This is a genomic window from Streptococcus infantis (genome assembly GCF_047464615.1).
In the GTDB taxonomy this organism is placed as follows: Bacteria; Bacillota; Bacilli; order Lactobacillales; family Streptococcaceae; genus Streptococcus; species Streptococcus infantis_Y.
In genome coordinates this window covers 11,356-35,977 of the sequence record NZ_JASHBO010000010.1, presented here as the reverse complement: position 1 = coordinate 35,977, position 24,622 = coordinate 11,356, and the positions used below count along the sequence as shown (strand labels likewise).

The 24,622-nt window shown below is 42.0% G+C and carries 21 protein-coding genes and 2 pseudogenes; all 23 read right to left on the bottom strand.

Annotated features, from left to right (window positions below; genetic code table 11):
- Positions 1-207: 207 nt before the first annotated feature.
- On the bottom strand, positions 208-1,506 hold the full coding sequence (purB, locus tag QM450_RS07000) for an adenylosuccinate lyase (RefSeq protein ID WP_414320107.1): 1,299 nt from the start codon (positions 1,504-1,506) through the stop codon (positions 208-210).
- A gap of 54 nt (positions 1,507-1,560) precedes the next feature.
- The gene (locus QM450_RS06995; RefSeq protein ID WP_414320106.1) at positions 1,561-1,788 is read right to left on the bottom strand and encodes a phosphoribosylaminoimidazole carboxylase; all 228 of its coding nucleotides are present in this window, start codon (positions 1,786-1,788) and stop codon (positions 1,561-1,563) included.
- A gap of 130 nt (positions 1,789-1,918) precedes the next feature.
- Positions 1,919-2,998 (bottom strand): 5-(carboxyamino)imidazole ribonucleotide synthase, encoded by a 1,080-nt coding sequence (gene purK / locus QM450_RS06990; protein ID WP_414320105.1) that lies wholly within the window; start codon positions 2,996-2,998, stop codon positions 1,919-1,921.
- Complete coding sequence (purE, locus tag QM450_RS06985; protein ID WP_414320104.1) at positions 2,985-3,473, bottom strand: 5-(carboxyamino)imidazole ribonucleotide mutase; 489 nt, start codon at positions 3,471-3,473, stop codon at positions 2,985-2,987. Before purE ends, purK begins: the two co-directional genes overlap by 14 nt.
- Positions 3,474-3,674: 201 nt before the next feature.
- The gene (gene purD / locus QM450_RS06980) at positions 3,675-4,940 is read right to left on the bottom strand and encodes a phosphoribosylamine--glycine ligase (RefSeq protein ID WP_414320103.1); all 1,266 of its coding nucleotides are present in this window, start codon (positions 4,938-4,940) and stop codon (positions 3,675-3,677) included.
- Between the two features lie 76 nt (positions 4,941-5,016).
- Positions 5,017-5,757, bottom strand: coding sequence for a hypothetical protein (locus tag QM450_RS06975; RefSeq protein ID WP_414320102.1), 741 nt, complete (start codon positions 5,755-5,757; stop codon positions 5,017-5,019).
- Between the two features lie 24 nt (positions 5,758-5,781).
- The gene (gene purH, locus QM450_RS06970; RefSeq protein ID WP_414320101.1) at positions 5,782-7,329 is read right to left on the bottom strand and encodes a bifunctional phosphoribosylaminoimidazolecarboxamide formyltransferase/IMP cyclohydrolase; all 1,548 of its coding nucleotides are present in this window, start codon (positions 7,327-7,329) and stop codon (positions 5,782-5,784) included.
- Between the two features lies 1 nt (position 7,330).
- Positions 7,331-7,795 (bottom strand): GNAT family N-acetyltransferase, encoded by a 465-nt coding sequence (locus tag QM450_RS06965; protein WP_281335550.1) that lies wholly within the window; start codon positions 7,793-7,795, stop codon positions 7,331-7,333.
- A 44-nt stretch (positions 7,796-7,839) separates the two neighbouring features.
- Positions 7,840-8,394 carry a phosphoribosylglycinamide formyltransferase gene (gene purN, locus QM450_RS06960; protein WP_414320100.1) on the bottom strand — a complete coding sequence of 185 codons (555 nt, stop codon included), beginning with the start codon at positions 8,392-8,394 and terminating at the stop codon, positions 7,840-7,842.
- The gene (purM, locus tag QM450_RS06955; RefSeq protein WP_414320099.1) at positions 8,394-9,416 is read right to left on the bottom strand and encodes a phosphoribosylformylglycinamidine cyclo-ligase; all 1,023 of its coding nucleotides are present in this window, start codon (positions 9,414-9,416) and stop codon (positions 8,394-8,396) included. Before purM ends, purN begins: the two co-directional genes overlap by 1 nt.
- A 36-nt stretch (positions 9,417-9,452) precedes the next feature.
- The gene (gene purF, locus QM450_RS06950; RefSeq protein ID WP_414273062.1) at positions 9,453-10,895 is read right to left on the bottom strand and encodes an amidophosphoribosyltransferase; all 1,443 of its coding nucleotides are present in this window, start codon (positions 10,893-10,895) and stop codon (positions 9,453-9,455) included.
- Positions 10,896-11,064: 169 nt separating this feature from the next.
- Positions 11,065-14,789, bottom strand: a pseudogene (locus QM450_RS06945) (phosphoribosylformylglycinamidine synthase).
- A gap of 198 nt (positions 14,790-14,987) precedes the next feature.
- Complete coding sequence (gene purC / locus QM450_RS06940; protein ID WP_414320098.1) at positions 14,988-15,695, bottom strand: phosphoribosylaminoimidazolesuccinocarboxamide synthase; 708 nt, start codon at positions 15,693-15,695, stop codon at positions 14,988-14,990.
- A 168-nt stretch (positions 15,696-15,863) separates the two neighbouring features.
- Entirely contained in the window at positions 15,864-17,204 is a 1,341-nt protein-coding gene (locus QM450_RS06935; RefSeq protein WP_414320097.1) for a bacteriocin secretion accessory protein, read from the bottom strand.
- A gap of 12 nt (positions 17,205-17,216) precedes the next feature.
- A complete protein-coding gene (gene comA / locus QM450_RS06930; protein ID WP_414320096.1) occupies positions 17,217-19,370 on the bottom strand; it encodes a peptide cleavage/export ABC transporter ComA in 2,154 nt (717 codons plus the stop codon).
- A gap of 421 nt (positions 19,371-19,791) precedes the next feature.
- The gene (locus QM450_RS06925; RefSeq protein WP_414320095.1) at positions 19,792-19,968 is read right to left on the bottom strand and encodes a hypothetical protein; all 177 of its coding nucleotides are present in this window, start codon (positions 19,966-19,968) and stop codon (positions 19,792-19,794) included.
- A gap of 54 nt (positions 19,969-20,022) precedes the next feature.
- Positions 20,023-20,203 (bottom strand): annotated as a pseudogene (locus QM450_RS06920) (hypothetical protein).
- Between the two features lie 56 nt (positions 20,204-20,259).
- Positions 20,260-20,439 carry a bacteriocin gene (locus QM450_RS06915; RefSeq protein WP_414320094.1) on the bottom strand — a complete coding sequence of 60 codons (180 nt, stop codon included), beginning with the start codon at positions 20,437-20,439 and terminating at the stop codon, positions 20,260-20,262.
- A 208-nt stretch (positions 20,440-20,647) separates the two neighbouring features.
- Positions 20,648-20,836, bottom strand: a complete 189-nt coding sequence (locus tag QM450_RS06910) for a class IIb bacteriocin, lactobin A/cerein 7B family (RefSeq protein ID WP_061863746.1) — start codon at positions 20,834-20,836, stop codon at positions 20,648-20,650.
- Between the two features lie 559 nt (positions 20,837-21,395).
- Positions 21,396-21,632 carry an acyl carrier protein gene (locus QM450_RS06905; protein WP_414273058.1) on the bottom strand — a complete coding sequence of 79 codons (237 nt, stop codon included), beginning with the start codon at positions 21,630-21,632 and terminating at the stop codon, positions 21,396-21,398.
- 5 nt (positions 21,633-21,637) lie between these two features.
- Positions 21,638-22,630, bottom strand: coding sequence for a phosphate acyltransferase PlsX (gene plsX / locus QM450_RS06900; protein WP_414320093.1), 993 nt, complete (start codon positions 22,628-22,630; stop codon positions 21,638-21,640).
- Entirely contained in the window at positions 22,627-23,397 is a 771-nt protein-coding gene (recO, locus tag QM450_RS06895; protein ID WP_414271243.1) for a DNA repair protein RecO, read from the bottom strand. Before recO ends, plsX begins: the two co-directional genes overlap by 4 nt.
- Entirely contained in the window at positions 23,394-24,563 is a 1,170-nt protein-coding gene (locus tag QM450_RS06890) for a pyridoxal phosphate-dependent aminotransferase (RefSeq protein ID WP_414320092.1), read from the bottom strand. Before QM450_RS06890 ends, recO begins: the two co-directional genes overlap by 4 nt.
- Positions 24,564-24,622: the final 59 nt, after the last annotated feature.

The following is a 24,622-nucleotide window of genomic DNA, read 5'->3' as shown; positions in this document are numbered from 1 at the left end:
GAACAAATCGATTAGGAAAGTCAAACTTAATTTCTAGAAGTTTTTTAGCAGTTGTAGCGTACTGTTCTAGATTCAATTTACCATAATTTCTAAAAATGTTTTAGAATTCGTAGCGTACTATTCTAAGTTCATTTTACTATCATTTCTAACAATGTTTCAGAATCCATATCGTACTATTCTAGGCTCAATCCACTATATTATAAAATATTAGTCCCCAAGTCCTAGACGGTTAAAGATATCATCTACTCGTTTGGTGTAGTATGCTGGGTTGAAGATTTCGTCGATTTCCTCTTGAGTCAGACGTGAGGTTACTTCTGGATCAGCTTCGAAAAGTGGTTTAAAGTCCACTTGGTTATCCCAAGAGTAGGCTGTTTTTGGTTGTACCAAGTCATAGGCTTGCTCACGGGTCATCCCTTTTTCAATCAAGGTCAACATAGCCCGTTGGCTGAAGATGAGACCGAAAGTTGAGTGCATGTTGCGGATCATGTTTTCTGGGAAGACTGTCAAGTTCTTGACGATATTTCCAAAACGGTTGAGCATGTAGTCAATCAAAATAGTCGTATCTGGTGTGATGATACGCTCAGCTGATGAGTGAGAAATATCACGTTCGTGCCAAAGGGCTACGTTTTCATAAGCTGTGACCATGTGACCACGGATAACACGCGCCAAACCTGTCATGTTCTCAGAACCGATAGGGTTGCGTTTGTGAGGCATTGCTGAAGACCCTTTTTGACCCTTTGCAAAGAACTCTTCTACTTCACGTTGTTCTGATTTTTGAAGACCACGAATCTCAGTCGCCATACGCTCGATAGAAGTTGCGATGCTCGCAAGAACTGCAAAGTACTCAGCGTGAAGGTCACGAGGAAGGACCTGTGTAGAGATTTCTTGAGCACGGATACCCAATTTGTCGCAGACGTATTTTTCAACGAATGGTGGGATGTTGGCAAAGTTACCAACCGCACCAGAAATCTTACCAGCTTCCACACCAGCAGCAGCATGCTCGAAACGCTCGATATTCCGTTTCATTTCGCTGTACCAAGTGGCCAATTTAAGACCAAAAGTTGTCGGCTCAGCATGCACACCGTGGGTACGACCCATCATGATAGTGAACTTGTGTTCTTTCGCTTTGTCAGCGATGATGTTAAGGAAGTTTTCAAGGTCCTTGCGGATGATATCGTTGGCTTGTTTGTAGAGGTAACCATAGGCAGTATCGACCACGTCAGTAGAAGTCAAACCATAGTGAACCCACTTACGTTCTTCACCAAGAGTCTCAGAAACCGCACGTGTGAAGGCCACCACATCGTGACGAGTTTGCTGCTCGATTTCCAAAATACGGTCGATGTCAAAGTCCGCTTTTTCACGAATCAAAGTCACATCTTCCTTAGGGATTTCCCCCAACTCAGCCCATGCCTCGTCAGCCAAGATTTCCACCTCAAGCCAAGCACGGTATTTATTTTCTTCAGTCCAAATGTTCGCCATCTCAGGGCGGCTATATCTATCAATCATGTTTAATTTTCCTTTCTTTTGATGTTTCACATCAGCTAGCAACCAACAGTCGTTTTATTCAAATTCTTCTTTTCCAATAAACACGGATGGGTAGTGAGATAATTCATTGAGATCGGTATCCAATGGTAAATCATAAATTGCTAAATAGTTATCAGGATACTGAGCAGTCAGCTCTTCATACTTAGCTTTCACTTTTTCATGATCGCTACTAGCATACAAGACTTCGACGACTGCCCCAGTCTTCTCTTTTTCGACAAATGCATTTACGATTATTTTAATCATAGACTTTACCTAAAAATCAATCCCTTTCCAGCAGTAGTCGACCGGCTTCTCTCGCTGACTTTATCAGCTACGACAAACCTGGTCAACCTTGCAGGGGTAAGACAACGGACATTGTAATTAGGGTCCTGTCTTACTTCCCAAACTCTTCCACACTATCCGGCACATCACTAAACAAAGTCACATGTCCCATCTTGCGGTTGTTCTTCGCTTCTATTTTACCATACATGTGGAGGTGGGCGCTTGGATTTTCTGTAACATATTTTTCAGCGGCCTTGACATGTTGGCCAAGGACATTGAGCATAACAGCAGGCGCATGCAGTTTGATGGCTGGCAATGGTGCTCCTAGAACGCCAAGTATATGGGTATCAAACTGAGAAAAGTCACAGGCTTCGATTGAGTAGTGCCCTGAGTTGTGGGGGCGTGGGGCAATTTCATTGACAATGATGTCATCAGCTGTCGCAAACATTTCCACACAGAGGGTTCCAGACAACTTGAGCTGTTCTGCGATTTGCACTGCCATTGCTTTAGCCTTGTCAGCTAAACTTGCTGAAATGCGAGCAGGCACGATAGTCTTAGACAAGATGTTGTTGCGGTGGATATTTTCCTGAACTGGGAAAACCGTAACGTTCTTGCCGTTACCAGACACGATAACAGAAATTTCAAGGTCAAAGTTGACGAATTCTTCCAAGACGCAGTCGGCTGAGTCGGCTAGTACATAGGCTTCTTCCAAGTCTGCTTCTGAACGAATGACCTTTTGCCCATGCCCATCGTAGCCACCTGTCGCAGTCTTGAGGACATAGTTTTTCGATAGGTCCATATCTGCCAAATCTTGACTTGAGGTCACAACCTTGTAAGGTGCTACAGTGACTTGAGCCTTGTTTGAGAGAAAATCCTTTTCAAAAATGCGATTTTGAGAGATGCGAAGCAGGTCTGTACCTTGAGGGAGTTGTCCATCCTTGATAACCGCATCCAGACCGTCAGCATCTACATTTTCAAACTCATAGGTGAGGACATCGCAACGCTCAGCCAACTGACGCAGAGCATCCACGTCATTATAAGGCGCCACAATGATTTCCGCCACACGGGATGCTGGGCAATCCGCTGCTGGGTCCAGTGCGATAATCTTGTGCCCCATGTAGATAGCTGAGATTGCCATCATCTGACCGAGCTGACCACCACCGATGATCCCAATGGTTTTAGTTGAGCTCATTTGTAGACTCCTCTGCGATTTTTCCTTGTTCTTCTGCGAAATCCGCTAACGCTGTCGCAATAGCCTGGTCCTCTACTGAAAGAAGACGAAGGGCAAAGAGGGCCGCGTTAGTCGCACCTGCTTCACCGATCGCCATAGTTGCGACAGGCACTCCACCTGGCATCTGGACGATGGAATAGAGCGAATCCACACCGCTAAGGGCACGAGACTTGACGGGTACGCCGATAACCGGAAGGGTCGTTTTAGCTGCGACCATCCCTGGCAAGTGAGCTGCACCACCTGCACCCGCGATGATGACCTTGATGCCACGGCTACGTGCTTCTTCCGCATGTTTGAACATGAAGTCTGGTGTACGGTGTGCGGAAACAACTTTCTTTTCGTAGGCTACACCGAAGCGGTCTAGGACTTCTGCTGTTTTTTGCATGGTTGCCCAGTCAGACTTTGAGCCCATGATGATGGAAATTACTGGTTTCATAGTTAATAATATCCTTTTCTTTTTTGATAATGGTCTTAGGTGGTGGGGACGGAAGCAAACCTTCGGTTTCATTCCTAAAATTTGAGCCCAAGTCTCAAATTTTCCCTAGACCATAACATTCACTGTTCTTGTCTTTTTACCACGACAACCATTATCTTACTTTGGCTCGCTTTCGCTCGCCATTGTCAAATATAGTATCTGTTAATCTTTTAACGCTTTGCTTCCAATGTCGTTTCGGTAGAACAGGCCTTCTGTGTTTTGTTTGTTGAGTTCGTTGTAGATAATGTTTTGGCCGTCTTTGACGGTGTCTGCTGTTGTGACCAGCATGTAGACGCGTCCGCCGTTTGAGAGGAGGTCTTGGCCATTTTCAGCAAATTTCGCTCCAGCATAGTAAGTGATGATGTCGCCTTCTGTCTTGGCTGGAAGCTTAACACCCTTCTCATAAGCGAGGGGGTAGCCGTTTGAGGCTACAACCACGCCCAATGTCACACCCTTGTCCGTCCAAGTAATGGTTGGCTCTTTGCCATCCAAAATGTCAGTGATGTTTTGCGCAAAGTCAGATGTCAAACGAGGCAAGATGATTTGCGTTTCAGGATCTCCAAAGCGTGAGTTGAACTCGATGACTTTCGGTCCATCAGCTGTCAAGATTAGCCCCGCGTAAAGGACACCAAGGTAGGAACGTCCTTCTTTAATCATGCCTTCAAGAACTGGCTTGACAATAGTGTCAACCGCTGTGTCAACTACACTCTGTGGCAAGTGAGGAACTGGCGCATAGGCACCCATCCCTCCAGTGTTAGGACCCTTGTCGCCATCATAGGCACGTTTGTGGTCCTGAGCCGTTGGCATGATGTAGAACTTGTCCCCATTGACAAAGGCAAAGAGAGAGAATTCTTCCCCGTCAAGGAATTCCTCGATGACCACACGCGCACCTGAGTCGCCGAATTTATTGTCCAAAAGCATCTCATGAGCAGCTTCAACTGCTTGCTCAACTGTCTCCGCAACGACGACACCTTTCCCAAGGGCCAAACCATCTGCTTTGACTACGATTGGAGCGCCTTTCTCCTCGATATAGGCCTTGGCATCCTCGAAATCTGAGAAGGTCCCATAGGCTGCTGTCGGAACGTTGTATTTGACCATGATTTCCTTAGCAAAATCCTTAGACCACTCCAGCTCAGCCGCAGCTTTGGTCGGACCAAAAGCCTTGAGACCAGCTGCATTGAAATCATCTACAATCCCAGCTGCAAGGGCATCATCTGGGCCGATAAAGGTCCAAACAATATCGTTGGCTTTTGCGAAGTCAATCAGCTTAGAATGTTCGGAAATAGAGATATTTACCAAATCAAGTTCATCTAAGGTCATCCCGTCATTCCCATGAGCCACGAAAACTTGCTCAACATCTTTAGACTCCAACAACTTTTTGGCAATCGCATGCTCACGACCACCAGAGCCAACAACTAACAGTTTCATAATTCATTCCCTCAAAAATACTAATTTAATCTAGATTTGAGCACACACTCAATTAATAACTTATACTCAAAAATACCTAATGATCAATACGAATATCATTTTCTTTTAAGTATTTCCTACATTTTTTGTATTGCTCTATATAGTAACCATTATTTACTTCTTGATACGTTAAACAATCAACCCCATCTAAAATTTCTAAAGTAGCTTCCGATTTTGACAAATTTTTGTAAATTAGCATAAGCAAATGATAAGAACCATCGACTCCTAAAAATAAAATAAACACAAAAGCTGCGTCCTTTTCTGGAGCATTTGCTCTTAGACTATTTGGCCCTATAATCACTTTCTTTTGTATACTGGAAGGTTTTAGACCATTAATTTTATTATTTAAATGAATATGAATAGCCTCAACTGTTTCAAAATAAGGATACTCTTTTTTGTTATCATAAGAAACATTATCTAGATATGGATATGGAATAATCATATAGTTCCTTTGAATAGAACCTGAATTTACAAATACTCTTAATTGAGGAAGTTTAGTTTCATTCTTCAAACCACTCACAGAAACTTTCGCTTCTCGATAGCCTTCGATTTTCCATGATAATGATAGAGGAGCTCTATGATCACTTTTTCTCCCGTTTATCCATTGCAAATACCCTAACAATACACTTAATGCAAATGCTAATGAACTAATCACTAAAGAAAGATTAATCTTATTAAATTCCTGTGGTATCTGACTAAATACACTAAATTTCCATGCTAACAAGCTTATTGCTAATAATAAAATTATCAACACAAAAATTTTTATTTTTTTATTCATTATGAAATCTTCCCTTTCATTTTCTTAATGTCTAAAATGTCTTACTCCTGTGAAGATCATTGTCAAGCCGTATTTATCAGCAGCTTCGACGGATTCTTGGTCACGGACTGATCCACCTGGTTGGATGATGGCCTTAATACCTGCTTTGGCAATTTCTTCCACGTTATCCGCAAATGGGAAGAAGGCATCAGAAGCAAGAACAGCGCCGTCAAGGCGGTCTTTAGCTTGTTCGATGGCGATACGGACTGAAGCCACACGGTTGGTTTGACCAGGACCAACACCCAGTGTCATGTGGTCGTTGGTTACGATGATTCCGTTTGATTTGACGTACTTGATAGCCTTCCAAGCGAACTCAAGAGCAGTCGCTTCTGTCTCAGTTGGCTGGCGTTTGGTTACCACTTGCCAGTCAGCTGGGCTTTCCTTAACTACGTCTTGGTTTTGCACAAGAAGTCCACCGACAACACCTGTGTATTCTGCTTCCACTTCGCTAGCCTCTTGAGCGTCAAATGGCAAGGCAAGGATACGCAAGTTTTTCTTTTTGTTGGTCAAAATGGCTAGCGCCTCATCCGTATAGCTTGGTGCGATGATGATTTCAAGGAAAACGCCGTGCATCTTCTCAGCTGTCGCAGCATCCACCTGACTGTTAAGAACGACAATTCCACCAAAGATAGACACTGGGTCAGACTCATAAGCGTAGTCCCAAGCAGTCTCGATGTCATCAGCCTGACCGATTCCACATGGGTTCATGTGTTTTAGAGCCACAACGGTTGGACGGTCTTTGAAATCACGAATAATACGAATGGCCGCATCCGCGTCACGAATGTTATTGAAGGACAATTCCTTACCGTTGAGCTGTTTCGCTGATGCAATCGAGTAATCCGTTGGCAAGGCTTTTTGGTAAAAGTCTGCATCTTGTTGAGGGTTTTCCCCATAGCGCATGGCTTGCTTGAGGTCATAGGTCAAAGTGAGTTTTTCTGATTTTGCTTCACCCACTTGAGCTGTGAAGTATTCTGCAATCAAGGCATCATAAGCTGCTGTGTGACGGAAAACCTTAGCTGCCAAACGTTGACGCGTTTCGTAAGTCGTTTCACCATTGGCTGCCAATTCGTCCAAAACCACAGAGTAGTCAGTAGGATCTACCACAACTGTTACGCTGGCATGGTTTTTGGCTGCTGAACGAAGCATGGATGGCCCACCGATATCGATATTTTCAACTGCGTCAGCGTACGTCACATCTGGTTTGAGAATCGTTTCCTTGAATGGGTAAAGGTTGACTACAACAAGGTCGATAAGCTCAATTTGATTATCCTTGGCTGCTTCCAAGTGGCTATCCAAGTCACGACGAGCCAAGAGGCCACCGTGGATATTTGGATGAAGGGTCTTGACACGACCGTCCATCATCTCTGGAAAACCAGTCACATCATCAATGGCAATGGTTTCTACCCCAGCATTGTCAAGGGCAACCTTGGTCCCACCTGTTGAGATGATATCCCAACCTAGTTTTTTGATTTCTTGAGCAAATTCAACAATGCCCGCTTTGTCTGAGACGCTGATTAAGGCGCGTTTAGTCATTCTATTCCTCTTTCTTTAGATCCAAGCGCATAGCGACTTCGTTATTTTCTTCTATAAATCCTGTTTCCTGAAAACCCAAACTAGTCAGTAGGTGCTTCATTTTTTCATTTCCAACCACATAATCTGCGATAATATGATTGCAAGTGCTATCCATCTGAGCCTTTTTGATCAAAACTTCCAAGGCTTTTCGTCCATAACCTATTCCTTGGTACTGCTGGCCAATCATTATCCTCCAGATAAAGTATTCCGCTTCATCCTTATCTATTTCCAACAGGAGAAAACCAACTACAAGCTTATTCCAATAGATTGCCATTGGAAACACATCCCCATTCTCTCGGTAGAGCCATGCGTCAGCTAAAGAGCGTACATTTGGAGCCACGAAACGTGCTCGTTCATCAGCGTCAGATATTTTCAAATCCAGCACTGCCTGAAAACTGCTCTCATCTACTAATTTCATCTCAATCATTTTTTCTCCTAGCAATATTGCATAATCAAAACTTGATTTACTTTTTATCTACTCCCCACTCCCAAATGTTCCAAGACTTCTGGATAGAGTTTGTACTCTGTTTCGTGGATGCGAGTTTCGAAAGTATCAAGGGTATCCCCTTCAAGGCGTGGTACACGAACCTGTTTAATAACCTGACCAGTATCGACGCCGGAGTCCACCCAGTGAATAGTCACGCCAGACTGGTCAACACCTGCATTCCAAGCATCCTCAATCCCATGAGAACCTGCAAATTCAGGGAGATAAGCTGGGTGAATATTGATGATACGGCCTTCATAAGCTGCTAGCAAGGTTGGACCGACGATTTTCATGTAGCCTGCAAGACAAACTAAGTCAATCTTGTGTTCATCCAAGAGCTCGACAATGGCTCCTTCGTAGTCTGCCTTGTTCTCAAACTCTTTAAGTTCAAAGGCATAGGTTAAAATACCAAGATTCTCTGCACGCTCAAGTACATAGGCATCTCTATGATCTGAAAAGACAAATTCTACTGGAAATTGTTCCGCAATCACCTGAAAGTTTGAGCCGTTACCAGAGGCAAAAACAGCAATCCTTTTAGCCATTATTTAATCACCACACTTGCATCCGTCTTCTTCACAATTCGACCGATTTCATAAACTGGTTCGTCAAGAAGCTCTTTGACACGTTCCACATTCTCTGGTTTAACCGCAAGCATAAGACCGACACCCATGTTGAAGATTTCAAACATCTCTTCATGTTTGATTTCACCATATTTTTCAAGAGCTTTGAAAATTGGAAGGACTGGAACTTTGCTTTCATCAATTTCAGCAGCCAAGTCATCCGCGAACATACGTGGTACATTTTCGATGAAACCACCACCTGTGATGTGGGCAATCCCGTTAACCAATTCTTCTTTGATGAGTGGCAAGACAGCCTTGACATAGATACGGGTTGGTTCAAGAAGAACGTCTTTGAGTTTCTTGCCTTCTAACTCAGGCAATACTTCTTCCCCTGTGTAATCAGCAAAGACACGACGCACGAGTGAGTAACCATTTGAGTGGATACCGCTTGAAGCAAGCCCCAGAATCACATCCCCTTCAGCTACTTTTGAACCGTCTATGATTTGAGATTTTTCTGCAACACCGACAGCAAATCCAGCCAAATCATAGTCATCTTCACCATACATACCAGGCATTTCAGCCGTTTCACCACCGATAAGGGCTGCACCAGCTTGCACACAACCTTCAGCCACACCAGCAACAACTCGTTCTAGTTTAGCTGGTTCATTTTTACCAGTTGCGATATAGTCCAAGAAGTAGAGAGGTTCTGCACCTGCAGCAATGATATCATTGACACACATAGCCACACAGTCTTGTCCAATGGTATCATGCTTGTCGTACTTGATAGCCAGCATAAGCTTTGTTCCAACACCATCTGTACCTGAGATCAAAACAGGTTCTTTGACACCTGTTTTTGAAAGATCAAACATACCACCGAAACCACCAAGAGCTCCCATAACACCTGCACGCTCCGTACGAGCAACGTGTTTTTTGATTCGTTCAACAACCTCATAACCCGCTTCAACGTCCACACCAGATTGAGCGTATGCATTCTTATTTGTCATTTGTTTTTTCCTTTTCTTTAATGGAGAATCTGCCGCCTACTTGTAAAAACTAGTCTTTTCTTCCAAACTTCTACGATAGTCTTCTTCATAGTCGTAGAGAGGTGTTGGGTAGTCACCGTCAAAGTAAGCGACACAGAGACCGCCATTTGGCGCATCTGTTTCAATACCAATAGAGTTTATCAAACCATCAATAGAAAGATAAGTCAGACTATCCGCACCAATGATTTGGCAAGTTTCCTCAACGGTATGATTAGCCGCAATCAACTCCTGACGTGTCTGGATATCAATTCCGTAGAAACATGGATAGGCAAGAGCAGGACTACCGATGGCAACGTGAACTTCTGATGCCCCCGCTTCTTTCAAGAGTTGGACAATACGACGAGATGTTGTTCCTCGCACGATAGAGTCATCAATCATGACCACACGTTTGCCTTTCACGACACCAGATACAGCAGAGAGCTTCATTCGCACTCCTTGTTCCCGCAATTCTTGAGTCGGCTGGATAAAGGTCCGTTGGGTGTATTGGTTCTTGATAAGACCCATTTCATTTGGTAGCCCAGACTCTTCCGCAAAGCCCATAGCTGCGCTGAGTGAGGAATTTGGTACCCCAACTACAATATCAGCTTCGTGCTTGAACTCACGTGCCAATTGAGCTCCCATTCTCTTACGAGCCGTATGAACATTGACACCATGGATGTTAGAGTCGGGACGGGCAAAATAGATATACTCCATGGAACAGATAGCCAACTGAGTATCGTTTGTATAGCTGTCATACTGGATGCCACTATCATCAATAATGACAATCTCGCCTGGTTTCACATCACGAATCCACTCAGCACCGATGACTTCAAAGGCACAAGTTTCAGAGGAAACGACAACTGCTCCATTGGCCATTTTCCCGATTGACAGAGGACGGAAGCCGTTTGGATCAAGCGCTGCAATTAACTTATCTTCAAACATCAAGAGATAAGCAAAACCACCTTTAACAAGACTGAGGGCTTCCTTAATTTTACCCATCAGGTTTGGATTGTGGCTACGGCGAATCAAGTGAGCCAAGATTTCTGAATCAGAAGTCGAACTAAAGATTGCTCCTCTTTGTTCCAATTCTTTCTTGAGAGATTCTGCATTGGTCAGATTCCCGTTATGAGCCAAACCAAACTGCATATCGTGAAAGCGGAAGAGGAAAGGTTGGATATTGTCTACAGAAGCTTCTCCCGCAGTCGCATAACGCACGTGTCCAATCGCTCCAGTTCCTGTCAATTTATCCAAATTAGCAGGATTTTTGAAGACTTCTGATAAAAGCCCCATATCACGATGACGCTTCAATTGTCCATGGTCATTGGAGAGGATTCCTGCCCCCTCCTGACCACGGTGCTGAAGACTATGGAGTCCAAAATAGGTCAATTTGGCAGCGTCTGGGTGACCCCAGATACCAAAAACACCACATTCTTCATTAAGAGATTTTACTTCGTATGTCATTTTATATACCTAATTTTTATTTGTGTATCATTCCTTCAGTAGTACTACAGCGGAATGATACGGTAGAAGCTCGTTTCACTCGCAATAACAAATCATTTGCAATTATCGCAAGTTACATCTACTTGGTTTTACATTCACTGATGCTTATCTATTAGAAAAACTGTAAATCTTATTTCCCAGTAAAGTATTTAACCGCTGATGCAAAGAGGTGTTGGTCTTTATTTCCTGGAATATTTTGGAAGAGACCGTCTTCGAAACGTTCTGAGTGACCCATCTTACCAATAATTTGACCATTCTTACTTGTAATTCCTTCAATCGCATTGACAGAACCATTTGGATTGTATTTAGAATCCATGCTTGGCTTACCTTCGAAGTCAACATATTGGGTAAAGATTTGACCATTGTCACGAAGCTCTGCAAATTCTTCAGCTGTCACGACAAATTTACCTTCACCATGTGATACTGGGATGGCATGGATATCACCAACCTCAACTCCGGCAAGCCATGGTGAGTTCGTGTTAGCAATACGTGTTTCAACCATCTTGGCCACGTGTTGGTTAGCATCATTGTAGAAGAGGGTTGGACTCGTGCTGCTTGCATCTTCAAAGTTACCGTATGGAAGAAGACCTGATTTGACAAGGGCTTGGAATCCGTTACAGATACCAATAATCAAACCACCACGTTTGATGAAGCTATCAATAGCTGCACGTACTTTTTCATTGAGCAAGATGTTAACGATAAACTTAGCTGATCCATCTGGTTCATCCGCTGCTGAGAAACCACCTGCAAAGAAGATAATGTTAGCTTTTTCGATATTGTCAACCATGGTGTCAACAGACTTGACAATAGCCTCTTCGTTCAGTGTTACAAATGGTACTAAGTTGACTTTGGCACCTTCTTTTTCAAAGGCCTTAGCGGAGTCATATTCCGAGTTAGTACCTGGGAATACTGGGATGTAAACTACTGGTGTTTCAACTGTTTCTTTTGCTTTGATCACAGCATCTGATGCTACAGCAGGTACTTCTTCCAACTCAGTTGCCTGTGCAAATTCCGTTGGGTAAACCTCTTCCAATTTACCTTGGAAGGCACTGTCAAGTTTGTGTCCATCAAGCGTTACACCGTTGACAGTGAGTGCAAAGTCAGTCACTGTTTGTCCAATCTTGGCAACACCTGCAATTTCTTCAGGCGATGTGAAGACGAATCCACCTAATTGAGCTGTCAAGCTAGTGTCAAGGTCAGCTAATTCGACGTTAGCTCCAATATGGTTCCCAAATGTTGCAAGGGCAAGAGCTTCAACCACACCACCATATTTGACAGCTGATGCAGATGTGACTTTATGGTCAGCTTGGATGGCTTCAAATTGAGCAAAGTTAGACTTGATAAGATCAAAGTCAATTTCTTGTGCCAAAGCTTGACCTGGAATATAGTAAATATTTTCACCAGCAGCTTTAAATTCTGGAGAAAGGACCTTACGCTATCTGCTGTTGTCACACCAAAAGCAACCAAGGTTGGTGGTACTGTCAATTCTTCAAATGTACCAGACATAGAGTCTTTACCACCGATAGATGGCAAACCAAGTTGAATCTGAGCTTCGATTGATCCAAGAAGAGCAGCCACTGGTTGACCAAAACGCTCTGCTTGTTTATCCATTCGCTCGAAGTATTCTTGATAAGAGAAACGAGCCGTAGACCAGTTTGCACCAGCAGCAACCAAACGAGCTGTTGCTTCGATGACTGCATAGGCAGCACCATGATATGGAGACCATTCTGCTACATAAGGGTTGAATCCTTGTGCCATGACTGAAGCCGTATGCGTTACACCATGTTGGACTGGCAATTTCTGTACAGAAGCTTCCGTTGGTGTGATTTGGTAGCGACCACCGAGTGGGTGATTAACTGTTGAACGACCAACTGAACTATCAAAGATGGTTTGTAAACCTTTTTGACTTGCATGGTTCAGGTCAGCCAAGACTTCAAGAGTATCCGCTTCAAGGGTTTCGGCAGATGTTTGACGTTCTTCTGGAAGCTTGACATCCTTGTCAACCACCTTAGCATCTACAACCACACGTACACCGTTTGTATCAAGGAAACGACGTTCCAAATCAACGATGGTTTCACCATTCCAGTGCATGACAAGGTTTGGTTTCTCAGTCACCGTCGCAACAACAACAGCATCAATATTTTCTTTGTTACATGCTGCAATAAAGGCAGCTACATCTTCTGGACGAACCACTACAGCCATACGCTCTTGAGATTCAGAGATAGCAATTTCTGTACCGTTCAATCCTTGGTATTTCAATGGTACTTTGTCTAGATCAATTTCAAGACCATCTGCCAATTCACCGATAGCTACACAGACGCCACCAGCACCAAAGTCATTTGATTTCTTGATCAGACGGGTCACATCTCCGTTACGGAAAAGACGTTGAATCTTACGTTCTTCGATGGCATTCCCTTTTTGAACCTCAGCACCAGCTGTTTCAACAGATTCAACCGTTTGAACTTTAGAAGAACCTGTCGCACCGCCGACACCGTCACGTCCAGTCTTACCACCAAGCAAGATAATCACATCGCCAGCTTCAGGTTTTTCACGGACAACATTTTCCTTAGGAGCTGCACCGACAACTGCACCTAGCTCCATACGCTTAGCAACGAAACCTGGGTGGAAGTATTCACGAACATAAGTTGTTGCAAGACCAATTTGGTTCCCATATGAAGAATAACCGTGGGCTGCTGTTTTAGAAATTACTTGTTGTGGCAATTTCCCAACGCGAGTCGCTGAAATTGGAGCTGTAATATCGCCAGCACCTGAAATACGCATGGCTTGGTAAACGTAGGAACGCCCTGACAATGGGTCACGAATGGCACCACCGATACAAGTAGCCGCGCCACCGAATGGTTCAATCTCCGTTGGGTGGTTGTGGGTTTCGTTCTTGAACATGAGAAGCCATGGCTCTTTCACACCATTGACATCCACGTCAATTTCAACAGAGCAGGCATTGATTTCATCAGACACTTCCATGTCGTCCAAACGACCATTAGCACGCTCATAACGACCGAAAATAGTGGCCATATCCATCAAGGTTTGCGGTTTTTCCGTACGTCCCAACTCATCACGCATGGCAATATACTTGTCATATGTTGACTGCAATTGTTTTTGGAATTTAGAAGCTGAAAAGTCGATATGTTTTAACTCTGTCTCAAAAGTCGTGTGACGGCAGTGATCAGACCAGTAAGTGTCCAAAACCTTGAGTTCCGTCTCAGTTGGTACGCGCCCGATTGACTTAAAGTAGTCTTGGATAAAGAGCAAATCATCCACTTCCATAGCCATCCCTTGCTCGGCCTTGTAGCGAGCAAAGTCTTCTGCTGTATAGTTTTCAAAGAAAGTCAATTTCGGAATGGTCTTGTCTGACTCTGAAAATTCCTGCTTGGCAATCCCTGTCGTGATGTCCTTGAAACGAGAATCAACTGGATTAAGCAAGTAGTTTTTGACTGCTTCTAACTCCGTCGCGTCAATATCTTTATTGACCAAGTAAAGTTGGGCTGTATTGACTGTCACATCACTCGAACTTCCCAGCAAAAGCAATGCTTCTTGCGAAGAAGCTGCACGCTGGTCAAATTGACCTGGCAGGCTTTCAATGGCAAAGAAAACATAGTTGGCAAGATCCGCCTGTACAGCAGCTTCGTCCAAGACATGGTCTGTCACCTGCTCAGAGAAGATATGTTTCTCTGCAGGTGCAAACAGGTCTTCTGCCAAATCAAATACATCATACACTTGCACGATACGAATACTTTTCAAGCTTGATAGTCCCAAGTTATGCTGGAGTTCTCTAACCAAACTCTCTGACTTGACCTGAAAATCAGCCCTTTTTTCAACAAAAATACGTTTATCCATCAATTCTTATTCCTTTATTTCAGCTCTTGCAATATTCCAACGACCTTGAGGTTGTTATTTCAAACCTTACAACTTTTCCTAGACAACTTCGTCAACGTCGATTAATTCACCCAGACCTCTACGGAGTGAAAAGGTCTGGGGACCTTTTCAGCCTGAGTCCTTTTAGTTGAGAGACGAAGGTTTTCCGTTGCTAACAGATTATTTCAAACCCTGCAACTTTTCCCAGACAATTTCGTAAACGTCTGTTAGTTCTCCTAGTCCTCTACGGAAAACATCCTTATCCATGTGGTTGCCATCCGCATCCCATAAGCGGCAGTTATCTGGTGAAAATTCGTCTGCCAAGATAATCTTGCCATCCTTATCAAAACCAAATTCCAATTTGAAGTCAATCAAGCGAAGACCAATTTGTGCAAACCAATCTTTCAACAATTCATTGATACGACGCGTTTCTTCCTTGATATAAGCAATTTGCTCATCGTTGGCAATATCCAAAAACTTCACATGCTCATCATTGATGAATGGATCATCCAAATCATCATTCTTGTAGTAAAATTCAACGATTGGAGTCTCCAAGTCCAAACCTTCTTCCACACCAAAACGTTTTGAGAAAGAACCTGCAGTTACGTTACGAAGCACAACCTCCAAAGGAATGATTGTCACTTTTTTATTCAATTGTTCTGTGTCAGAAATACGTTCGATAAAGTGTGTCGCCACACCAGCAGCATTCAATTTTTCAAAAATAAGAGACGAAATCTGATTATTCAGCACACCTTTACCCTCAATGGTCTCTTTACGAGCTCCATTCAGCATGGTTGCCTGGTCCTTGTAGACCGACTTAATCACATTTTCGTCTTCTGTAGTATAGATATCTTTAGCTTTTCCCGTATAAATAAGTTTACTGGACATTTTCTTGTTCGCCTTTCGTATTACTTTACATCATTCTAACACAGTTTTTACCAAATATCAAATATTTCACGAACTATATTCGATATCGTATCTGAAAAAGTACAGAAAAATCGCAAACGAATTTTCATTTGCGATTTTCTAAGATTGATTTGAATTAGAATGCGAACTTTATTCTTGTTTCAAAAAGCGATCAAGATAGTAGCGGAAAAAACTCTTCCTCCCCGTAATCATAGTCAAACGACCTTCAAGTCCATAACGAAGTTTTTCTGCTTGTTCAACATTCAAATCCGTCTCTGCCTCTAATTTAAAGAAATTACCCTTTTCTGTCTGAGTCGCACTGGTATCGATATTCGTAATCTTGGATATCAATACTAGCTGCTTATTCGCATCCGTTACCGTTGTAAATCGTACCTCATTTCCATGCTTGAGTCCAGCCACTTCCTTAGAACTGATATAAGCTGTTAGTTTTGCCTTTCTCTCTCTAGCCAACTGCGGAAAAAGGTGAGCGAGAATAGTTCCTTCTGGAATGATGGTAGATCGACTATGCTCAGAATTCAAATGTAGAACACCATCTTCTGTTGCTGTAATTTTCCCCTTCTCTAAAAGATTTCCTTGAATCTTTTTACCCGACTCCGCTTCAAGAATTTTCTGATCCAAGAGCGTTAATTCCTGGCCTACCTTGGCTAGTTGCTGAGATTTTAATGACTCCAACTGACTTCCTAAACCAGAGGCATAGACCTGCTGGGTTCCTGATCCTGCATACTGTACTCGATAACCTGCAAGAGTTGACTCCAGCTGAGTGATTTGAGCATCTAGCTGAGATAAGGCCTGATGTTTGGCTTCTGATCCCTGCTCTTTTGTTGACTGATAAATGGCATAAGCTGGATGATCACTCTCTAAGTGTCCATCACCCTGAATAGCGGACTTGGCTTGCTGATATTCTTTAATTTTAGACTGGGTTTCTCCGATGAGATTGCCTAATTCTGTCTGACTACCACTGGCTGCTGCATTTTGAGCTGATATACTAGCATTTTGTTGCTCAACCTGACTCCGTAAACTAGCAACTTGATTTAGATAATCTAAAAAACTATGCTGATAGCCAAATTTATCTGCTTCTGGAAATTGATCACTTCCTGCTTGAAGGCTTGCTTTTAAATACTCCAGTTGAACCTTCTGATCCTTGAGCATTTCCAACTGACTGGCATAATTCTCAGCCTGAACGGCTTCTGCTCCCTCTTGGTATTGAACGAGAAGATCCCCTTGCTTGACAAACTTATTTTCAGCCAAATGATTCGCCACAATCTTACTATTACTACTAGACTGAATGGTAGCAATAATACGAGCAGGTTCTACCGTAGCTCCAGCTGTCAAGCTTATCTCCTTTTGGGCAAAGATTGAAAAGACTAGCAGGAACAAAAACAAGATAAAACTTGGAAAAATCACATAACTAGAAAAATTATGGTAACGACGATTGTAAAACTCAGCACTTTCTAAAAATTCTGATTGCATCTTTTCTCCTCTCTAACTATTCACCAAGTGGGCATAAAAACCACCCTGAGCCAACAAATCTGCATGTGTACCTTCTTCAACAATCTTGCCCTGATCCAAAACGACAACCTTCTCTGTCCGCTCAGCAATGGTCAAGCGATGGGCGATGAAAATCAAGGTCTTATCCAAAGCCATCAGATTATCGACAATTCGCTTCTCGGTCAAAATATCCAGACTGCTGGTCGCCTCATCCAAGATCAAGACGGGCGCATCGGTCAAGAGAGCACGCGCCAGAGCGATCCTCTGACGTTGCCCACCTGAAATCCCTGCCCCATCCGAAGTCAATTCTGTCTGGTAATTCAGTGGCATACACTCAATATCCTCCCGAATCTCTGCCAACTCCACTGCTCTCAAGATATCCTCCTGGGTCGTCCCCTCCTTAGCTCCAAGAAGAAGATTCTCCAAGATCGTTCCATTAAAAACGTAGGGTTGCTGAGGCAGATAATTGATATACTGGCGCAGAGCCTTTTTATCAATCTGATTGAGATTGACGCCACCCAGACTAATCTCCCCCTGACTTGGATCGTAAAAATTAACCATCATCTTAGCCAAGGTCGTCTTACCCGATCCTGAAATTCCCACAAAAGCCACTTTAGAACCTTGCGGAATGGTCAAATTGATATCTGACAAGACGTCTCGACCATAGCCATACTTGTAGGAAACCTGTTTGAAGGTCATCTCTCCCTTCATCAAGCTCAAATCCTCAACCGTTTTCTTCTCCTCAAACTCAGAAGCTACCAGATAAACCTCATTTAGACGGTTATTGGCAACCTGCGCTGTCTGAAGCTTGGTTTGCAGATTGATGATATTTTCCAAAGGATTGGTAAAGTAAACAAGCAAGGTATTATAGGTAATCAACTGCCCCAAACTCATCTTGCCATCCATGACCAAAACAGCCCCCATCCAGAGAATACCGACATTGAGTAAGAGATGGGCAACTTTTTTCAGAGCCTTTTGCTGACTCTCTGCCCGACTATAGGTAAAGGATTTCTTCAGATAATCCACAAATTCCTTGTCAATCTTTTGGTAACGCTGACTTTCACTTGTCAAAGACTTGATTGTCTCAATACCATTAATGTCCTCGATGATAGAAGAAGACAGAACCGCATTGGCTTCCATGGTATCCCGATTCATCTTTTCAAACGGCTTCATAAAAGCAAAGATAATCACTGTGTAGATAGGAAGCGCCAATAAAGTCATAAAAAAGAGATTGGTATTTTGTGAAAATAAAACAAGTGAAATAATGACGACCGTTGACACATCTAGGAAAATCGAAAGAATGGTCGAAGCCAGCGCATCAATGATACTGTTAGCATCCGTAAAACGAGACACGATTTCCCCTGTTCTGCGTGTCGCAAAGAAAGACATAGGCAGGTGAAAAACATGCTTGATGTAGGATAAAATCACATCAATCGACAAGCGTTGCCCCAAAATAAGCAAGAGATACTCCTGAGCGTAAGACAAGATCTGCTGGAGAATATAAACGATAACCAGCCCAATAGAAATAATCCCCAGCGTCGAACGCATCTGATCTGGCACATAGGTATCAATGATAGACTGCAGATAGTAAGAACCCACAATGTTAATCAAGGTGACCAAGAGTGTTGCCAAAACGATATTGGCAATCAAGCCACGCTGCTTCACTAATATAGGGATAAAAGAGAGCAGACCATTCTTTTGATCCTTATGAGGCTTATAGTCTGGACTAGGTGCCATAAAAATAGTGATTCCTGTCCACTCCTTGGCAAAGCGCTCACGAGAAATCTTGGTCAGCTTAACACTAGGATCTGGATCAGCAATATGAATGTTGTTCTTGTCCTGCCCAGTCACCACATAATAATGGAGCAATTTCCCTTCCTTAAGCACATGAGCCACAAAAGGAAAAGTTACATCTGGCAAATCAAACAAGGTCATGTCCGCCTTTATTGCTCGCGTCTCAAAACCTATCTCCTCAGCAACCTTGACTAAGCCTAAAGCCGTAGTCCCATCCATGGTCGTCTTGGCCAACTCTCGCAAGTGAGCCAGAGAATAATAACTACCATAATAACCAAAGACCATGGCTAATGAAGCCACACCGCAGTCCATCTGGTCTACCTGAGGACAATAATGCCGTTTACTAAATTTCATATCCTACTCCTTTTCCTAACAATCTCCAAAGAAAACTTTGTAAGATTATTTTATCCAAACAAAGAAGCAAAAAGAAAATTATTTCTAAAAAAACAATAACTGCACCTGAACAGCACTTTTTCCTAAATAAAAATAGGCAGAACAAAGGTCCTACCTAGAAAATATAATGATTAATATTTCTTACCTTTTCCAATTTTTGTCAATCATATACAAAACTATAAATGAAAACAAGGGAGATACAAGATAGCTTTTTTCACTCATTGTCACCTTAAAATCTAGAATAGCAAGTACTTTAAAAAGCAAAAGATTCATCAGAAATAAGAAAAGGAATGTTAGAAAAAATTTTAAAGTCTTATTTCATTGATAACAACTAAAAGATGATTATTCAATAGCATTTGCCACATACTAATAATAGTTCTCTTTAAACCTTGTCTTTACCTGAATCTAAATAACTCATCATAAAAAGCAGCATCGGAACAAATAACTCTGTTTGGAAATATTTTTCAACTTTAAAGGTGATTACATTTAAATCCCCCAAAATGCAAAGCACTCCAAAAATAATTAAAAAGGCTCCCATTACATTTTTTAGATTTTTCATACAAGTTCACTTTTATTCCTTTTTAGTCCAACTTAATGATTAGTTTCTAATAGATCATTTTTTATTTTCTGAACTACACTTATATCCTACATAAAATAACCCAAACAGAATTGGATAGGCTTCTAGATAAAACAAGTTATTGATCGGTTTTTTTAAAAATCAAATACGTTACAATATAGATAATGACTGACACGATAAAATATCCCTCAGCAAATCCCAATAAAAATTTTTTTATGACAATCCTATTTAATTTTTAATAGTATGTATCTGATTTCTACAAAGTATTTTATCTTAGCTAAAATAACCCCATACAGCTAGTCCTACAGCAGATATTCCTCCGACAACATACCCCGCAATCTTAATTCCTACCGGAACAGCTACTGCTGCTGCAGGAACTACTCCTCCAGCGACCGTTGCTAATTCATTTTCTGTCATTGCTGTAAAACGATTATCATTTACTAAAATCTCCATTTTTGAATCTCCTTATTCTAATTCACTTTCACTTTAAATATTTCTTTTCTATTAATATAGTATGTCAATACCACTAACAGAATGCAGTTCTCCAATGATACCTTTTCTAAATTAAGTAGAGAATAAATTAATAATATACTGTAAGATATTAAAATAAATCCTACATATATATTTTTCAACATTATATTCATAAAACTCACCTAAAGTTTTATTTCAGATTTTTTCCAACGTGATAAAGTCCTGCTCCTAGCATAATAGCACCCCCTGTTACAGAAAAACCTTTAAACGCAGCTACTCCAAATGCTACTACTAGCGGTGCAACTCCCCCATCCACTTCCATCAACTCTTCTTCCGTAAGAGCTGCAAAGTTCTGTTCCATTTTGTCAAAGTTTGTCATTTTTTCTCCTTTATTTTTATAGTTTTTTATTTGTGATTGTTAACCTTTAAACCATTTTAAAAGCCAAATTGGATAAATAACTGAAATAATCATTCCTAATCTCCTTCCTCTTCTTCTCATTTATCTATTCGAGAAATCATTTTAAAATGAATAAATTTAATTTATTTAAAATACAATTTGATAAACCATGGAAGTAAAATTGGTAAATACATTAATCAGACTCCTTTCCTCTTCTTCTCACTTGTCTATTCGTAAATAATTTTAAAATAAACAGCTAAGTCAAATTTATTTTAAAAACCACTTGATCAACCACGGATAAAGACCTGTCACATACATCAGTAATCCTCCTTTTTTTGTTCTCATCTCTTTTTTCGTAAACTCATACTCTTCGAAAATCAAATTCAAACCACGTCAGCTTCACCTTGCCGTACTCAAGTACAGCCTGCGGCTAGCTTCCTAGTTTGCTCTTTGATTTTCATTGAGTATCAACTATAAAACTTCAACATTTTATCTGTTTTCGAGAAACAAAAAAACAACATGACTTGCATGTTGCTTTATGTTAGATTTTATCTTTAATGGCTTTTAATACATCTGCCACACTTTGGAGGTGATCGATTTCTTCATCACTAATTTCGATTCCAAATTCATCCTCAATGGTTAGTACAAATTCCATCAAATCTACCGAATCAGCATCCAGATCATCCTTCAAGCTCAAGGCCTCTGTGACTACAAAGTCTTCCCCTTGACGTTCTTGGATGATAGTCACAATACGGTCAAAAATTTCTTTTTCTGTCATATATATTATTCTCCTGAAAATTCACGCGCAGTTTGAGCAACTACGTCTGTTTCTAGCATGGTACGAATCTGACGAATCGTACTGTATACAGCCTTGGCATCACTTGAGCCATGAGTCTTAACAACAGGCGCCTTAACACCAAACAAGACTGCACCTCCAACGTCTGAATAGTTGAGTTGCTTTTTCAAACCTCTAAGACTATCCTTAAGAAGAAGAGCACCAAGTTTTGCTCGAAGTCCACCACCTGTAATAGCATTTTTTAGCAAGCCCATGATCCCCATGGCTGTACCTTCAATGGATTTGAGCACAGCGTTTCCCGTGAAACCATCTGTTACGACTACATCAGCAACGCCATCCATCAAATCACGCGCTTCCACATTACCGATAAAGTTCAAACTCTCATCAGCTACTAGCAAGTCATAAGTTTCCTTGCGGAGTGGATCTCCCTTGCTACTCTCTGTCCCGTTATTAAGCAAACCAACTCGTGGTTTTGCAATTCCACGAACATTTTTAGCGTAGAAAGAACCTAGGATGGCGTATTGATGAAGGTGATGGGCTGTGTTTTCTGCATTGGCACCGAGATCTAGCATATCAAAACCTTTCCCATCAACTGTTGGTAAGGTTGACATAAGCCCAGGTCGGTCGATATTCTTGATACGACCTACGATGAAAAATCCGGCCGCAAGCAAAGCACCTGTATTTCCTGCAGAAAGAACTGCATCTGCCTCCCCATCTTTGACAGCCTTAGCCGCCAAGACCATACTGGCATTTTTCTTCTTACGGATGGCTCTTGTAGGCTCATCGTCTGAATCGATTTTTTCATCAGTATGGATAATGCTAACGCGCTCTGTAGCTGTTAGATATTGCTTGATTTTGCTTTCATCTCCGTAAAGTTGAATCTCAATATCTGAAAAGTCAGCAAGTGCTTGATTGATTCCCTCTACAATAGCTTGAGGTGCATAATCGCCACCCATTGCATCTACTGCGATTTTTTTCATTTATCTTCCTCTTTTAATAATTGTCCCCAATCGGCTAGGGAATCAATAAATTTCTTTGATTTTAGGTGAATCCCGACGTACTCTTCGTAAATCTGGTCCATAAACTTGCGCAAGTCTTGCTTAATTTCTGACTTGAGCGAAATAGTCTCCAGAGTATCAAAATCAATGGCTTGAAATTGATTGAGAAGATAAGGGATATTGGGATTCAGATGACATCGTTTCTCATCCTCATGATAATGCTCTGGGCAAAGACAGGCTCCATATTTGAAAGAAAAGTCAAAAGCCTGGCCAACCCGATGGCAAAAGACACACTCATTAAAATTAAGACCAATCCCAAACCGTGTCAAAATCTGAATTTCAAAAATATTAGTCAAAATCTGATAATCTAAGCCCTCTTCCATCAGCTCTAATGTCTTCTGCAAAAAAGCAAATAAAGGAGCGTCCTGCTGATTATCCTGCAAACTCGCATCAGCCAAGGCTGCCACATAGGTCGCATAAGCCATGGTAAAGAGATCACTATTGATCCTTGGAAAGGTCATTACCTCATGATAATCTTCTATATAACTGAGTCCATCATCATTGATGCGCAAGAGAAAACGAGCTAGCACCAAGGGCTGAATAACAGGAGCCAGTTTTGATTGACCAGCGTGTTTCACAAAAAACATGCGCTTGCCTGCCTGTTCTGTAAAGATTTTAACAAGCTTATCATCCTCTCGAAAATTTCGATTGTAAAGTACTAAACCCTGACTCGTAATCGATTGAATCATGCTTCTCTCATGTACTCCTCAAGACGTTTCATAGCCTCTCTGATGGTTTCCATACTAGCCGCATAAGACAAGCGCACATAGCCTTCTCCATACTGACCGAATGCAGCACCTGGGATGAAGGCGACAGCCTTCTTATGGGCAAAATTCTTCAGAAAAGCAAAGGAATCTTGATCATAGCCTGCTGGAATCTTAGCAAAGATATAAAAAGCACCGTCTGGCTTGATGATTTCAAAACCAAGGTCAGTCATCTTCTCAATAATGTAGTCCCGTCGTTGGATATATTCCTTCTTCATCGGTTCCGCATCATTCTTACCAGCTGTCAAAGCTTCTACCGCAGCGTGTTGAGCCATGGTGTTTGCAGCAGTTACCAAATACTGATGGCTCTTGATGAGTTGAGCCGTAAAGTTTGCTGGAGCAAAGATAAAACCTAAACGCCAACCTGTCATAGCATGGGATTTGGATAGACCATTGATGATAATGGCCTGATCTCTCAGCATAGTACCCAGCGATACATGATTTTCCCCTGTATAAGTTAATTCTGAGTAGACCTCATCACAGACAACGAAAATCTCATACTTGCGTAAAACGTCAGCCAAGGCTTCCAACTGTTCGCGACTATAGGTAATGCCTGTAGGGTTAGCTGGATAGTTGAGAATGACTGCTTTGAGCTTATCACCCTGCTCCAAAATTGCCTTCTCTAGCATTTCAGGAGTTAAGACAAAACCATTCTCAGTCGTGTCAATCTCAACAATCTCTGCACCAACTAGATTGACAATAGGCTCGTATCCTGGATAGGCAGGAGCTGGCAAGAGAACCTTGTCTCCTTCCTCCAAAATGGCTGTCAAAGTAGCTGATAAAGCTTCTGTCGCACCAATTGTAACCAAGATTTCATTTTCAGGATTGTAGTCCAACTGATATTTTTCTTTTACAAAATCACTAGCTGCTTGGCGTAAGGTCAATAAACCACTCATACCTGTATAGTAGGATTGGTCTTGGTCAATGGCTCGCTTTGCAGCCTCCTTGACATGGTCTGGCGTTGTAAAATCTGGTTCTCCCAAGGTCAATCGTAGTACTCCAGGAATCTCAGAGATGGCCTGATCAAACTGACGAATCAAGGAAACTTGAATCTTATCTAATTGTTTATTAAAGCGTTTGGTTAAGTCCATAGATACCCTCCTTGATCAAAGAACATATGTCTATTATACTACAAAAGATCTCTGACCGC

Bases quoted from the DNA above. Each gene is read 5' to 3' on its own strand.
- purF (WP_414273062.1), bottom strand. From the start codon at position 10,895: ATGACATACGAAGTAAAATCTCTTAATGAAGAATGTGGTGTTTTTGGT.
- QM450_RS06905 (WP_414273058.1), bottom strand. From the start codon at position 21,632: ATGACAGAAAAAGAAATTTTTGACCGTATTGTGACTATCATCCAAGAA.
- purB (WP_414320107.1), bottom strand. From the start codon at position 1,506: ATGATTGATAGATATAGCCGCCCTGAGATGGCGAACATTTGGACTGAA.
- purM (WP_414320099.1), bottom strand. From the start codon at position 9,416: ATGACAAATAAGAATGCATACGCTCAATCTGGTGTGGACGTTGAAGCG.
- QM450_RS06935 (WP_414320097.1), bottom strand. From the start codon at position 17,204: ATGCAATCAGAATTTTTAGAAAGTGCTGAGTTTTACAATCGTCGTTAC.
- plsX (WP_414320093.1), bottom strand. From the start codon at position 22,630: ATGAAAAAAATCGCAGTAGATGCAATGGGTGGCGATTATGCACCTCAA.
- QM450_RS06975 (WP_414320102.1), bottom strand. From the start codon at position 5,757: ATGAATAAAAAAATAAAAATTTTTGTGTTGATAATTTTATTATTAGCA.
- recO (WP_414271243.1), bottom strand. From the start codon at position 23,397: ATGATTCAATCGATTACGAGTCAGGGTTTAGTACTTTACAATCGAAAT.
- QM450_RS06995 (WP_414320106.1), bottom strand. From the start codon at position 1,788: ATGATTAAAATAATCGTAAATGCATTTGTCGAAAAAGAGAAGACTGGG.
- purN (WP_414320100.1), bottom strand. From the start codon at position 8,394: ATGGCTAAAAGGATTGCTGTTTTTGCCTCTGGTAACGGCTCAAACTTT.
- QM450_RS06965 (WP_281335550.1), bottom strand. From the start codon at position 7,795: ATGATTGAGATGAAATTAGTAGATGAGAGCAGTTTTCAGGCAGTGCTG.
- purC (WP_414320098.1), bottom strand. From the start codon at position 15,695: ATGTCCAGTAAACTTATTTATACGGGAAAAGCTAAAGATATCTATACT.
- comA (WP_414320096.1), bottom strand. From the start codon at position 19,370: ATGAAATTTAGTAAACGGCATTATTGTCCTCAGGTAGACCAGATGGAC.
- QM450_RS06890 (WP_414320092.1), bottom strand. From the start codon at position 24,563: ATGGACTTAACCAAACGCTTTAATAAACAATTAGATAAGATTCAAGTT.
- QM450_RS06910 (WP_061863746.1), bottom strand. From the start codon at position 20,836: ATGACAAACTTTGACAAAATGGAACAGAACTTTGCAGCTCTTACGGAA.
- purD (WP_414320103.1), bottom strand. From the start codon at position 4,940: ATGAAACTGTTAGTTGTTGGCTCTGGTGGTCGTGAGCATGCGATTGCC.
- purE (WP_414320104.1), bottom strand. From the start codon at position 3,473: ATGAAACCAGTAATTTCCATCATCATGGGCTCAAAGTCTGACTGGGCA.
- QM450_RS06915 (WP_414320094.1), bottom strand. From the start codon at position 20,439: ATGGAGATTTTAGTAAATGATAATCGTTTTACAGCAATGACAGAAAAT.
- QM450_RS06925 (WP_414320095.1), bottom strand. From the start codon at position 19,968: ATGAAAAATCTAAAAAATGTAATGGGAGCCTTTTTAATTATTTTTGGA.
- purK (WP_414320105.1), bottom strand. From the start codon at position 2,998: ATGAGCTCAACTAAAACCATTGGGATCATCGGTGGTGGTCAGCTCGGT.
- purH (WP_414320101.1), bottom strand. From the start codon at position 7,329: ATGACTAAACGCGCCTTAATCAGCGTCTCAGACAAAGCGGGCATTGTT.